Annotated in this window: 9 protein-coding genes, 1 tRNA gene and 1 riboswitch; of the genes, 5 read left to right on the forward strand and 5 right to left on the reverse strand. The window is 73.4% G+C overall.

Annotated elements, in window-relative coordinates:
- Positions 1-822: NPCBM/NEW2 domain-containing protein (locus tag ABD207_RS17075; protein WP_344013918.1), on the forward strand; the 822-nt coding region annotated here is incomplete at its 5' end.
- A 24-nt stretch (positions 823-846) separates the two neighbouring features.
- Here the strand turns inward: ABD207_RS17075 and ABD207_RS17080 are convergent.
- Positions 847-2973, reverse strand: coding sequence for an asparagine synthase-related protein (locus ABD207_RS17080; RefSeq protein WP_344013919.1), 2127 nt, complete (start codon positions 2971-2973; stop codon positions 847-849).
- A gap of 739 nt (positions 2974-3712) precedes the next feature.
- Between ABD207_RS17080 and ABD207_RS17085 the strand changes: the two genes are divergently transcribed.
- The 4 genes from ABD207_RS17085 to ABD207_RS17100 all read left to right on the forward strand — a co-directional run bounded on the left by ABD207_RS17085 (position 3713) and on the right by ABD207_RS17100 (position 8777).
- Positions 3713-5137: an NsdA family TPR-like regulatory protein gene (locus tag ABD207_RS17085; protein ID WP_344013921.1), complete on the forward strand. Its 1425-nt coding sequence runs from the start codon at positions 3713-3715 to the stop codon at positions 5135-5137.
- 83 nt (positions 5138-5220) lie between these two features.
- Positions 5221-6426: an L-2-hydroxyglutarate oxidase gene (gene lhgO, locus ABD207_RS17090; RefSeq protein ID WP_344013975.1), complete on the forward strand. Its 1206-nt coding sequence runs from the start codon at positions 5221-5223 to the stop codon at positions 6424-6426.
- 69 nt (positions 6427-6495) lie between these two features.
- Positions 6496-7350 carry a tRNA (guanosine(46)-N7)-methyltransferase TrmB gene (trmB, locus tag ABD207_RS17095; protein WP_344013922.1) on the forward strand — a complete coding sequence of 285 codons (855 nt, stop codon included), beginning with the start codon at positions 6496-6498 and terminating at the stop codon, positions 7348-7350.
- Positions 7351-7403: 53 nt separating this feature from the next.
- Complete coding sequence (locus ABD207_RS17100) at positions 7404-8777, forward strand: PrsW family intramembrane metalloprotease (protein ID WP_425580738.1); 1374 nt, start codon at positions 7404-7406, stop codon at positions 8775-8777.
- A gap of 178 nt (positions 8778-8955) precedes the next feature.
- On the opposite strand, the gene ABD207_RS17105 is transcribed toward ABD207_RS17100, so the two are convergent.
- From ABD207_RS17105 to ABD207_RS17120, 4 genes are all read right to left on the reverse strand, one after another.
- Complete coding sequence (locus tag ABD207_RS17105; RefSeq protein ID WP_344013924.1) at positions 8956-9966, reverse strand: M23 family metallopeptidase; 1011 nt, start codon at positions 9964-9966, stop codon at positions 8956-8958.
- Between the two features lie 12 nt (positions 9967-9978).
- Positions 9979-10135, reverse strand: a riboswitch (cyclic di-AMP (ydaO/yuaA leader).
- 376 nt (positions 10136-10511) lie between these two features.
- Positions 10512-10585, reverse strand: a tRNA-Met gene (locus ABD207_RS17110).
- Positions 10586-10621: 36 nt separating this feature from the next.
- On the reverse strand, positions 10622-11749 hold the full coding sequence (locus ABD207_RS17115) for a dihydrofolate reductase family protein (protein ID WP_344013926.1): 1128 nt from the start codon (positions 11747-11749) through the stop codon (positions 10622-10624).
- 273 nt (positions 11750-12022) lie between these two features.
- Positions 12023-12682 (reverse strand): response regulator, encoded by a 660-nt coding sequence (locus ABD207_RS17120; RefSeq protein ID WP_344013928.1) that lies wholly within the window; start codon positions 12680-12682, stop codon positions 12023-12025.
- Positions 12683-12749 lie beyond the last annotated feature (67 nt).

The following is a 12749-nucleotide window of genomic DNA, read 5'->3' on the forward strand; positions in this document are numbered from 1 at the left end:
GCGTCCGAGGGCGTGGCCGCGCCGGCGAAGGCGGGGATCGCCGCGGGCGTGGTCGCGGTGGCGGCCGCCGTGGCGATCGCCATCGCCCTGTCGGGCAACGAGACCACCAAGGAGGCGCCGCCGAAGGCGGGCCCGCCCGCCTCGGCACCGGCGGTCCAGGAGGAGCCGGAACCGGAGCCCACGAGGAAGAACGCCACCCCCCGTCCCGCTCCCCGCGTGCCGGCTGCCGCCCATCCGGCACCCGAGCCGACGCCCACCCCCACGCCGACGCCCACCCCCACGCCGACACCGACCCCGACACCGGCGCCGCGCCCCACGCCGACCCCGGCACCAACACCCACCCCGACACCGCCACCGCCTCCGGCCCCGGAAGTCCATCCGTGGAGCGAGCTGTCGTACGACATCGCCGGTGACGGGACGCGCCCCGAGATGCGGATCAACTCCAGCAGCTGGGTGTGGCACCGCTCCGGCCTGCGCATCGACGGGGTCCGCTACAGCCACGGCGTCCGCTACAGCCACGGCGTCACGGTGCACGGCCGTTCGTCCGGCACCACCGATCTGAACCGGCCGTGCAGTTCCTACGACGCGCTGGTGGGCGTGGACGACATGACGATGAGGCTCGGCAAGGTCAGGTTCTCCGTCCACGCCGACGGGGTTCCCCTGTGGAACTCCGGGGTGATCAAGGGCGGCGAGCCGGCGGAGCCGGTCCACGTGGACCTGATGGGACGCGAGACGGTGCGCCTGGTGGTGGAGCCCGTCGGGCACTTCGACGCGGTGCCGGCCCTGGCCGACCGGGCGGAGTCCCGCTTCACCTGCCCGTAGGCGGACCCTGCCGGGACGGGCGGGTCAGCCGGCCGCGCCCGCGCCCAGGGCGCCCCGGCGCACCACGATCCCGCCGGGCACGGCGCGCTGGCGTGCCGGAGTGCCCGTCCAGCAGGTGCCGCGCCGGGCCAGCAGCCGCCGCAGCCACAGCTCCAGGCCCACCAGATCGGCCAGCCCCTCCAGGGGGAGCGGCTCGCCCTCCGCCGCCCCGCGCAGCGCCTTGCGCACCACCCGTGCCTCGACCAGTCCGGCCTCCGCCAGCAGCGGGGTGTCGAACAGCGCCATCAGCGAGTCCACCGCGACCCGCAGCCCGGTCCGCGCGGCGGCCACCGCGGCCGTGCCGCCGCTCGTCGCCCCCCAGCCGTCCGGCAGGTCCCGGACTCCGGCGCCCTCCAGCACGGACCGCAGGATCGCCGCCCGCGCTCCGGGCCGAACCCGCAGCGCCTCCGGCAGGGCCCGGCAGGCCCGCACCACCTGGTTGTCGAGGAACGGCGCGTGCAGCCGCTGGAAGCGCACCTCCGCCGCCTGCTCCAGCACCCGCAGGTCGGCCGCGTGGCGGGCGAGTGCCGCCCGCGCCCGGAAGTCCCCGGGGCGCTGGCCGGGTCCGACGCCGACATCGGCGCGGCGCATCGACGCCTGCAGGCGAACCGATACTTCAGCCAGGGCCTCGCCGGTCAGCCAGCGCGCCGCGGGGCCGGGTCTTCCCCAGCTCAGGGCGGCCAGCGAGGCGTCGGCGGCTCCGGACACCCCGGCGAGGCCCCCGTCGTCGTCGAGGCTGCGGCGCATCAGCCGCTGCGCCAGCTCCTGCACGCCCGCACGGTAGGAGGTGCGGGCCAGCCGCCGCGCCGCCGCGTAGACGCGCGCGGGCACCATCACCGAGCCGTCCGCCTTGGCCAGGGCGGCCACCGGGCGCACCAGATGACGCCGCTTGCGGTCCATCAGCAGATCGGACAGGCGGGCCGGGTGGGCGTCCAGCACCTGCCGGGCTCCGTAGCCGGTGAAGTGGTCCGCGCTGCCGGCCGCGAGGCGGGCCCGGTGCCGGGCCGCGACGACCAGCGAGGGGCCGGGCTCGTCGGTGAGGGGTCCGTCCAGATCGGCGTAGGGCAGCGTCTCCTCGCTGCCGGTGACCACCACATGGTGCAGCCGGGGGCTCGCGGCCAGTGCGCCGGCCCGCTGGAGTTCGTCCTCCCGGCCGCCGACGACGAGGTCGTTGAAGGTCACCGCCAGCAGCCGCTCCCCCGCCCCGGTGCCGTGGCCCAGCACGGTGCCGGGCATGCCGGGCAGCCCGGCGGCCAGCAGCGCCAGCGTCCCGGAGGCCGGTCCGCCGGACAGGTCGGCTCCGATCCCCGGCACCGGCATCCCGCGTGCGGCCCGCCGTTCCGCCGGTCCCATGCCGGGCACGGGGCCGGGGTCGATGTCGGCCCCGGGGACGTGCCGGGGCACGGCGAGGCGGGTGCGCACCGCCTCGACCAGTGCGTCCCGTACGGCGTCCACCGCGCGGTCCGGGTCCGCGGGGGGTGCCGCGACCGCGAGCGAGGCGACCGGCTCGTAGCCGGCGATCTCGCGGGCTCCCGCGCGCAGGATCAGCGCATGGCCCGGCGGGATGCGCTTGACACCGTCGTACGGGGTGGAGTCGTGCAGTGCGGCCGGTACGTCGGGGGCGGCGAGCAGCGCGGCGAGGTGCCCGAAGTCCAGGTTGGCCTCGATGAGGTCGGCCAGCGGCAGCGCGGCGGTCGCATAGGCGGTGCCGCCCGCCCAGGGGGTGTAGAACACCGGCCGGGCGCCCGCGAGATCACCGCAGACGGTGATCCGGCGTCCGACCTGCACGACCGCGGTGTAGCTGCCCGGCCAGGCGGTCAGATGCCGAAGTGCCCCGCCGCGCGCGGCGAACAGGGCCACCCGCAGCTGCTCGTCGGAGGCGCCGCAGGTGCCGAGCACGGCGATCCGGGTCTGCGCGTCGGCCTTCACCACGCGTACTTCGTCGGGTCGCCAGTCGCCGACGGCCCACAGCGGGTCGGGATCGCCCCACAGCAGCTGGGAACCCACGGGATGCACCGTCTCGCCGTCGGTGCCGGTGGCCCCGGCGGAGCCGTACCCACCCGCTCCGGCAACTCCCGCGGCGGTGCTGCTCCACCCCACCAACCACCGCATCGACGCCTCCACAGGCTGTGGACAACCAGTGCACCGTACGAACCGGTTCTCCATGCTGCCACGAAGGAGGCGTTCCAGAGGGGTGACGGAGCCGCATGTGCTCCGCCGGATGCGCCCCGGCGGAGACGTCCGGACCCGGATTCGTCCCCGCGTCACCCGGTGCTGAACTCCCGTGTGCGGCGCCGTGACCGGCGCGCGTCGCCGCAGCTCGTGCCGCTGCACGCCGACTCGAATGCGCCCCCGCCGTGCGCCCCGAATGCACCCAACGCGCCCTCAACTGCCAGCGTGAACGCGGAGTTGTCCCACGAACGGCGGGGTCGATTTTCAGCCAAATCGGAGCGAGAAGAGCAGCCTTGAACACGCTCCGTGCAACTCCGGCCCACCGCCGGAGGGCTGCGCAGTCCGGGAGGCGGAGCACGCCTCCCGGACCGTTCCGCCGCCCGCGGGGATGAAGGCGGCGGTGTCCCCCAGCCCGCTGGATCCAGTACAGCGGGCCGACCCACGCACGGACCATGGAACCGCTCCCGGGATGGCCGGAGAAGAGCGCACACACGGGCGCACGGCCACACGCCGGGAGCACGCCGCAACTGCGCGTATCGGCCCCGTACTTCAGTACGGACCACAATCCCGCCATCCGGAAGAATGCCCCTTAACGCTTGGGATGCGGCGAACTACGCTGGGTTTACGAATGCCGCGTGGTTATGCCAGCACGGCAGCCGTCTGTGTCGAGGGGTGGCGCATGTCCAGGGAGCAACGCGGGCCGAACGAAAAGCTCGGCGCCGTTCTCGCCCTCGCGGGAATCTCCAACGCAGGCCTCGCGCGGCGCGTCAACGACCTTGGCGCACAGCGGGGACTGACACTTCGCTACGACAAGACGTCGGTCGCGCGCTGGGTGTCCAAGGGAATGGTGCCGCAGGGCGCGGCGCCGCACCTGATCGCCGCCGCCATCGGCCAGAAGCTGGGCCGCCCCGTCCCGCTCCACGAGATCGGGCTGGCGGACGCGGACCCCGCACCCGAGGTGGGCCTCGCCTTCCCGCGGGACGTCGGACAGGCGGTGAAGTCCGCGACCGAGCTGTACCGGCTGGACCTCGCCGGCCGCCGCGCCGGCTCCGGCGGCATCTGGCAGTCGCTCGCCGGGTCCTTCGCGGTGAGCGCCTACGCCACTCCCGCCTCGCGCTGGCTGATAACCCCGGCCGACAGCTCGGTGGCACGGGACCCGAGCCCGTCCGAGGGCTCCGCCGCACCGATCAAAGTCGGCCACAGCGATGTGCAGAAGCTGCGCGAGGCCGCCGAGGACGCCCGGCGCTGGGACTCCAAGTACGGCGGCGGGGACTGGCGTTCCTCGATGGTGCCCGAGTGTTTACGGGTGGAGGCGGCGCCGCTGCTGCTCGGCTCCTACTCCGACGACGTGGGCCGTGCGCTGTTCGGCGCGGCGGCCGAACTGACCCGGCTCGCCGGGTGGATGGCCTTCGACACCGGCCAGCAGGAGGCCGCGCAGCGCTACTACATCCAGGCCCTGCGCCTGGCGCGGGCCGCGGCCGACGTGCCGCTCGGCGGCTATGTGCTGGCGTCGATGTCGCTGCAGGCGACCTACCGCGGCTTCGGGGACGAGGGCGTCGACCTCGCGCAGGCCGCGCTGGAACGCAACCGGGGGCTGGCCACCGCCCGCACCATGAGCTTCTTCCGGCTCGTCGAGGCCCGGGCGCACGCGCGCGCCGGGGACGCGCAGGCGGCAGGTGCGGCGCTGAAGTCCGCCGAGGGATGGCTGGAGCGGTCCCGGCCCGGCGACAGCGACCCGTCCTGGCTCGGCTTCTACACCTACGACCGGTTCGCGGCCGACGCGGCCGAGTGCTACCGCGATCTGAAGGCACCGCGGCAGGTGCGCAGGTTCACCGAGCAGGCCCTGTCCAGGCCGACGGAGGAGTTCGTGCGCTCGCACGGGCTGCGGCTGGTGGTCTCGGCCGTGGCCGAGCTGGAGTCGGGGAACCTCGACGCGGCCTGCGAGCAGGGGGTGCGGGCGGTGGAGGTGGCCGGGCGGATCTCGTCCGCGCGCACCACGGAGTACGTGAAGGACCTGCTGCACCGGCTGGAGCCCTACGGCGACGAGCCGCGGGTGATGGAGCTGCGGGAGCGGGCCCGGCCGCTGCTGATGGCGCCCGCGTGAGCTCCGGGCCCCCGGCCGGCCCGGTGACCGCCCGCGTTTGAGCACGATGTCAGTGGTGCAGTGCACTATCGGTGGCGGAGGTGGTGCACGTGGTTGCCTACGACTGTGATGTGCTCGTGATCGGTGGGGGGATCGTCGGGCTGTCCACCGCCTACGCGATCACCCGGGCCGCCCCCGGCACGCGGGTGACGGTGCTGGAGAAGGAGGCCGGGCCCGCCCGGCACCAGACGGGGCGCAACAGCGGGGTCATCCACAGCGGCATCTACTACCGGCCCGGCTCGCTCAAGGCGCGGTACGCGGTGCGGGGCGCCGCGGAGATGGTCAAGTTCTGCGCGGAGTACGACATCCCGCACGCCGTGACCGGCAAGCTGATCGTCGCCACCGAGCGGGACGAGCTGCCCCGGCTGCACGCCCTGGTGCAGCGCGGCCGGGAGAACGGGCTCACGGTGCGGGAGCTGGGCACGGCGCAGATGGCCGAGTACGAGCCGGAGATCACGGGGCTGGCCGCCATCCATGTGGGCACCACCGGCATCTGCGACTTCACGGCGGTCGCCCGCCGGCTCGCCGAGGCGTCCGGCGCGGAGATCCGCTACGGGGCCCGGGTGGAGCGGATCGACCGCCGGCCCGAGCGCGGGGTCGCCGTGCGCACCGCCTCCGGCGACATCGTCCGCGGGCGGATGCTGGTGAACTGCGCCGGCCTGTACTGCGACGAGATCGCCCGGCTCACCGGCGACGAGCCCGGCGTGCGGATCGTGCCGTTCCGCGGTGAGTACTACGAGCTGGCCCGGCCGGAGCTGGTCCGGGGGCTGGTGTATCCGGTGCCCGACCCTGCGTTCCCGTTCCTCGGCGTGCATCTCACCCGCGGCACCGACGGCGGCGTGCATGTGGGCCCCAACGCGGTGCCGGCGCTGGCCCGCGAGGGGTACGACTGGCGCACCGTGCGCCCCCGCGAGCTGGCGGGGACCCTGGCCTGGCCGGGCGCCTGGCAGCTGGCCCGCCGGCACTGGCGGTACGGCGCCGGTGAGCTGCACCGGTCGCTGTCCAGGAGCGCCTTCACCGAGGCGGTGCGGCGGCTGCTGCCCGCGGTCACCGAGGACGATCTCGTGCCCGCGGCGGCCGGGGTGCGGGCGCAGGCCGTGCTGCGGGACGGCACCCTCGCCGACGACTTCCTGATCCAGCAGACCCCGCGCGCGGTGCATGTGCTGAACGCGCCCTCACCTGCGGCGACGGCCTCGCTGCCGATCGGCCGGGAGATCGCCCGGCGGGCCCTGGCCGCGCTGGAGCGGTGAGGCGTGGCCCACGGCACTCCCCTGCACGCCCCGTAGGACCGGACGCACCCCCGTAAAATTGACAGCACTGTGTCTGACTCCGTGAACACCCCCGAAGCGCCCCGGCCCGCCCCCGAGCGCCCCGCCTCGCACACCCCCGGGGTGTCGGTCCGCCGTACCCGCGCCAAGGGCGAGCCGCGGTTCCCGGACGGCCCCAAGGCCGATCCCGCCGGATCGCACTTCGAGCGGCGGATCCGCAGCTTCCAGCCGCGCCGGAGCCGGGTGACCGCGGCCCAGGCGGACGCCCTGCAGCGGCTGTGGCCGAAGTGGGGCTTCGACATCGACGGCCGGCGGGTGCTGGATCTCGCGGAGTTCTTCGGCAACGACAACCCGGTCGTTCTGGAGATCGGCTTCGGCATGGGCGAGGCCACCGCGCAGATGGCCGCCGCCGACCCGGCCACCAACATCCTCGCCGTGGACGTGCACACCCCCGGCCAGGGCCATCTGCTCAACCTCGCCGACCGGCAGGGCCTGAGCAACATCCGCGTGGGCAACGGCGACGCGGTCATCCTGCTGCGGGAGATGCTCGCCCCGGACAGCCTGGCCGGGCTGCGCGTCTTCTTCCCCGACCCCTGGCCGAAGAAGCGGCACCACAAGCGGCGGCTGATCCAGCCGGAGTTCCTCTCCCTGGCGGCGACCCGCCTCAGGCCGGGCGCCCTGGTGCACCTCGCCACCGACTGGGAGCCCTACGCCGAGCAGATGCTCGAGGTGCTCACCGCCCACCCCGCCTACGAGAACACCCGGGCGGACGGCGGCTTCGCACCCCGCCCCGACTTCCGTCCCCAGACCCGTTTCGAGACGCAGGGACTGGAGAAGGGGCATGTGGTGAACGACCTGCTGTTCCGTCGCGTACAGCACGAAGACCAGCACCCCACCGGCGCCTGACCCGCGGCCTCGCGGACCTGCGGGCGGCGCCCCTGCCTCGTTAGGGTCGACGCGTGGCCAGCTCCCCGTATCCGACGCCCGTGAGTCATGCCGCCGGGAGCAACCCGGCGCGGTCCGCGCACTGGTGGCAGCGGACCTGGGTGCGCTACGGGGCGCTGAGCACTCTGCTCGCCCTGTCCGGCCTTGTCATCCTGGCCCTGGTCCGGGAGCAGACCGGCACCCAGGGCTTCCTGGTCGGACTGGGCCTCGCGGTGCTGCCGGTGCCGCTGCTCATAGCCGCCTTCCGCTGGCTTGACCGGGTGGAGCCGGGCCCCTGGCGGAATCTGCTGTTCGCGTTCGCCTGGGGGGCCTGCGCGGCGGCGCTGATAGCGATCGTCGCCAACAGCTTCGCGACCAGATGGATAGCGACGGCGACCGCGGACCCGGCCGGGGCGGACACCCTGGGCGCGACCGTGGTGGCGCCGGTGGTCGAGGAGTCCGCGAAGGCGGCCGCCGTGCTGCTGCTGTTCCTGTTCCGCAGACGGGACTTCACCGGAATCCTCGACGGCGTGGTGATAGCGGGCGTCACCGCGACCGGCTTCGCCTTCACCGAGAACATCCTCTACCTCGGCACGGCCTTCGGCGCCGACCAGCTCACCGGCGGCAGCGGCATCCCCTCGGTGACCGCGGCGACGTTCTTCGTCCGCATCGTGATGTCCCCGTTCGCCCACCCGCTGTTCACGGTGCTCACCGGGATCGGGTTCGGCATCTCCGCCCTGTCCACCGAGCGCCAGCGGGTGCGGCGCGTGCTGCTGCCGCTGTCCGGACTGCTGCTGGCGATGGGCATGCACGCCCTGTGGAACGGCTCCTCGGCGCTGGGCGAGTTCGGGTTCCTCGCGGTGTACGCGGCGTTCATGGTGCCGGTGTTCGGGGTGCTGACCTGGCTGGTGGTGTGGACGCGGCAGCGGGAGCTGCACACCGTGCGGGCGGAGCTGCCCGCCTATGTGATCGCCGGCTGGCTGACTCCGGTGGAGCCGTACGCGCTGGGGCTGATGCGGGCCCGGCGCATCGCGCGGCAGTACGCGCGCCGGCACGGCGGGAAGGAGGCGGCGCGGGCGGTCGCCGAGTACCAGGCGTTCGCGACCTCGCTGGCGGTGCTGCGTCACCGCGGGCGGCTCGGGCGGGCGCGCGGTGACTTCGTGCAGCGGGAGGGCGAGCTGCTGCGGGAGCTGTGGCACCGGCGGGCGGCTGCCCGGCCCGCCCTGGAGTACGCGGCCCGCGCGACGGCACCGCCGCCTCCGGTGATGGTCTGGCACCCCGGCCCCGGGGCACCGGCGTACGGCCACATCCCCGGGCAGGCGCACGGTCACGGTTACGGTTACGGCCCCGCGTACCGCCAGGGTCACGGCTACGAGTACGGCTACGGCGGCAATCCGTACCTCGGGTGAGACGGGCGAATCGGTACTTCGGGCGAGCCGAGCCAATGGGTGGCCCCGGTGAGCCGAGCCGACCCGTGGCTCGGGTGAGCACGAACGCCGACCGGCAGCCCTGACGTCGGGGGGGCGCCGTCGGGACTGCCGGGGTTCAGGTGATGGCGGTGCGGCTCAGCGGGCCGTACGGATCAGATCAGGGGTTCAGGCCCTTGCTGCGCAGCCAGCTCATGGGGTCGATGCCCGAGGCGGAGCCGCCGGGGTGGACCTCGAGGTGCAGGTGGGCGCCGGTGACATTGCCGGTGGCGCCGACGCGTCCGATCACATCGCCGGTGTTGACCTTCTGGCCGACGCTGACGCTGATCGAGGACTGGTGGGCGTACCAGATCTCGGTGCCGTCCTCGAGGGTGAGCACCGTCTTGTAGCCGTAGGAGCCGTCCCAGCCGGCGAAGGTGATCGTGCCGGTGTGGACGGCCTTGAGCAGCGTGCCCGTGGGGGCGGCGAAGTCGAGCCCGGTGTGCTGGCCGGAGGACCAGTAGGCGCCGGCCTGACCGAAGGTGGAGCTGATGGTGTAGGAGGAGGTCGGCAGCGTGTACTGCTTGGCCAGCTCGGCGAGGCGCTCGGCCTCGGCCTTCTTCCTGGCTTCCTCCTCCGCCTTCTTCTTGGCGGCCTCGGCCTTCTCCTTGGCCTCGCGCTCGGCCTTGGCGGCGGCCTCGGCGGCCTCCTTCTCCGCGGCGGCGACGGCCTCGGCGGCGGCCTTGCTGGCGGCCTGGTCCTGCTGCTGCTCGACCTGCGCCATGATCCGGGCGCGCAGGGCCTCACCGGCACCCTGCTCGCTGTCGGTGGTGGCGCCGACGCTGCTGAGCGGGGTGGTGGAGCCCTTCGGGGTTTCCTCGTCGGCGATGAGGGAACCCACGGTGGGGAGGTCGGGCATGGAGATGGCGACCGGCGGCTTGCCGGTCTGGGCGCTGGCCATACCGCCGGCGCCGACGGCGGCTATGACACCGACGCCGAGAACGGTGGAGCTGCGGGCGAGTCCCCCGCCGCGCTGCTTGGTGACGCGATGCCGGCCGCGGACCGGGCGGACGGTCTCCGCCGTGGGGTTCCACTCCTCGAAGGGACCTTCGTCGGCGCGGGTGCCGCCGCCGTAGACGAACGTGTCGCTCGGGGTGAACGGGGCCTCGGGGGCAGGCCGGTTGGACGCCACGTGGGCGCACTCCTTTCCTTCCGTCTCCACCTACCGGGTTAGCTGACGGGTTCGGAGCAGGAAGGTCTCCTACGCGCGTATACGAACCGTGTCTCCACGGCGGCATACGCCCGATTCACCCCAATGTGTGGTTCCCCGGTTCCCTTGCGGGATTCGGCGCGTGAGCACGGAGCCGACTTCTGTGACGGCTGGGACGACCGCGCTGCGTTATCGAACGTTAATAGACATGAGCCTCGGATTCCAAGCCGTTCCTCTTGATCGTTAAGGATTTCCGCGCGGACTTAAGCGTCATCGACGGGCGAAAACGGGCGAGTTGACCGCACATCACGGGGGTCCGAGTTTCTGACATTGTGTCAGATGTTATGCGCAGCGGCGCGGTTCGATCACATGAAGTGACATCGGCGGGGGAGGTCGGGAGACCTCGATGGAGAAACCGAGGGGGTTGGGGAGGGCCGGCGCCGGACACGGAGGGACCAGGGGCGGCACGGGGTACGGAGAAACGCCGAGGGCCGGAACCCTTTCGGATTCCGGCCCTCGGACTTCAGTAGCGGGGACAGGATTTGAACCTGCGACCTCTGGGTTATGAGCCCAGCGAGCTACCGAGCTGCTCCACCCCGCGTCGGTACTCACCAGTATACGGCATCCGCGCGGGTGGTCAGAACAAGTGGCTGTTCGGGGCCTTCGCGCGCTCCTCGTGCTCGGGCAGAACGAGCACCGTCGCCCCTCCCTCCCTCAGCACCCCCGAGCCGTCCGCGCCCGGCACGAAGGTGTCCGGCTCGCGCCATGCGGTGACCACGCGGCGGACGCCGGCCTGAAGGATCAGCCGCGAGCAGGACGCCGGCCGGGACGCCCGGCGGGCGCACGGCTCCAGGCTGGAGTAGACCGTCGCGGTCGCCAGCCGGGGGTCGTCCGGGTCGGCCTTGGCCAGCGCGGCCTCCTCCGCGTGCGCCAGTGGATCGCTGCCCTCCCGCGACCAGCCGCGCGCCAGCTCCGTGCCGTCGGCCGCGACGATCACCGCGCCCACGCTGAACGCCGTCTGCGAGGGCGGGCACTGTGCCGCCAGCTCGCAGGCGAGCGCCAGCCAGTGGTGGTCGGCGGCGACGGGCAGCTCGCCGGTGCCGGGTGCGGTGGGCTCGTAGCGCATCAGAACGACGTCGCCGATCTGCCGGGTCTCGCACAGCCGCAGCCGTCCGCCCTGGTAGGAGCCGGGTCCGAAGAGGCGCGGGGCGTCCGGGTCGCCGACGAAGAGCGGGGCGAGCACCAGCTGGAGCTCGTCGGCGAGGCCCTGGGTGAGGAGCTGGGTGTGGATCACCCCGCCGCCCTCGACCATCAGCCGCCGCACACCGCGCTGGTCGTGCAGATGGGTGAGCAGGCGGCGCCAGTCGAGCTCCGTGCCGAGCGGCACCACATCGGTGGCCAGGCCGAGGGAGCGGGCCCGTTCGGCCCCCTTGTCCGTGGTGTAGAGGATCTTGTCGCCGCCGGTGTGCCAGAAGGCCGCGGCCGGGTCCAGGTCGCCGGACCCGCTGACCGTGACCTTCAGCGGGTACTCCGGCAGACCGCGTGCCCGGCGGGCGGCGCGCCGCTCGGGCGAGTTCACCAGCAGCCGGGGGTTGTCGGCGCGGATGGTGCCGGCGCCGACCAGGATCGCGTCCACCGAGGCCCGCACCTCGTCCACCCGGTCGAAGTCCTCCGGGCTCGACAGCAGCAGCCGCTCGGGACCGGTGTCGTCCAGATACCCGTCCAGCGAGACGGCGGCGGACAGCAGGACGTACGGATGGGGCATCGGCGCGCTCCTGGCGAGGGTCGGAGGAACAGCCGGCGGGCTGCTCGCCTCAAGTCTGACAAGCCCGGCGCGCGGACCGGGCACGGGTGGCGAGCGGGTGCCGCAGCGGCCGCGCATTTCACGGCTTCACGACCCGACGACCGGTCGAGCTCACGCCCCGAACGGCCCGGTCGAGCTCACGACCCATGGCCCGGTCGAGCTCACGACCCCATGGCCCGGTCGAGCCCTGATCAGGATCCGGCCGGCCCTCACCGGGGTCCGGTCGGGTCCTCATCACGGTTCGATCAGGCCCATCCGGATCGCGTATCTGGTCAGCTCCAGGCGGTCCTTCAGGCCGAGTTTGGCCAGCAGATTGGCGCGGTGCCGCTCTACCGTCTTGGGGCTGATGACGAGCAGCTCGGCGATCTGCTGGGAGGTGTAGCCCTCGGCGACCAGCTTGAGGATCTCCTCCTCGCGGTCGGTGATGGCCTTGGCGGGCAGGGTCCGGCCCTCCCGGGCACGGTCCAGGTAGTCGCGGATGAGGGCGTTGACCGCGCCCGGGTAGAGGAAGGGCTCGCCGCGCATGGTGGCGTGGCAGGCCTCCACCAGGTCGCGGTCGGCGACGGACTTGAGCACATAGCCGGAGGCGCCCGCGCCCAGGGCCTCGAAGAAGAACTGCTCGTTGTCGTACATGGTCAGTATCAGGATCCGCGTCTCGGGCATGCTCCGGGAGAGTTCGCGGGCCGCCTGCAGACCGGTGAGCCGGGGCATGGCGATGTCCAGGATGGCCAGGTCGGGCCGGTGGACGCGGGCCTGCTCCAGCGCCTCGGCACCGTCGTCGGCCTCGGCCACCACGGTCAGATCCGGTTCACCGTCGAGGATCAGCCGCACACCGCGGCGCACCAGCGCGTGATCGTCGGCGAGGAGGATGCGGGTGGGGGCGGGGTGGGTCATGGAGCACGTCGTTTCCGCTCGGGGGCTTCTCGGGGGCTGCGGTCACGGGGGCGGGCCGGGCGACGCG

Origin of the sequence: Streptomyces thermospinosisporus (assembly GCF_039526425.1) — a bacterium.
Lineage (GTDB): Bacteria > Actinomycetota > Actinomycetes > Streptomycetales > Streptomycetaceae > Streptomyces > Streptomyces thermocarboxydovorans.

Bases quoted from the DNA above. Each gene is read 5' to 3' on its own strand.
- ABD207_RS17085 (WP_344013921.1), top strand. From the start codon at position 3,713: ATGTCCAGGGAGCAACGCGGGCCGAACGAAAAGCTCGGCGCCGTTCTC.
- ABD207_RS17120 (WP_344013928.1), bottom strand. From the start codon at position 12,682: ATGACCCACCCCGCCCCCACCCGCATCCTCCTCGCCGACGATCACGCG.
- ABD207_RS17115 (WP_344013926.1), bottom strand. From the start codon at position 11,749: ATGCCCCATCCGTACGTCCTGCTGTCCGCCGCCGTCTCGCTGGACGGG.
- ABD207_RS17080 (WP_344013919.1), bottom strand. From the start codon at position 2,973: ATGCGGTGGTTGGTGGGGTGGAGCAGCACCGCCGCGGGAGTTGCCGGA.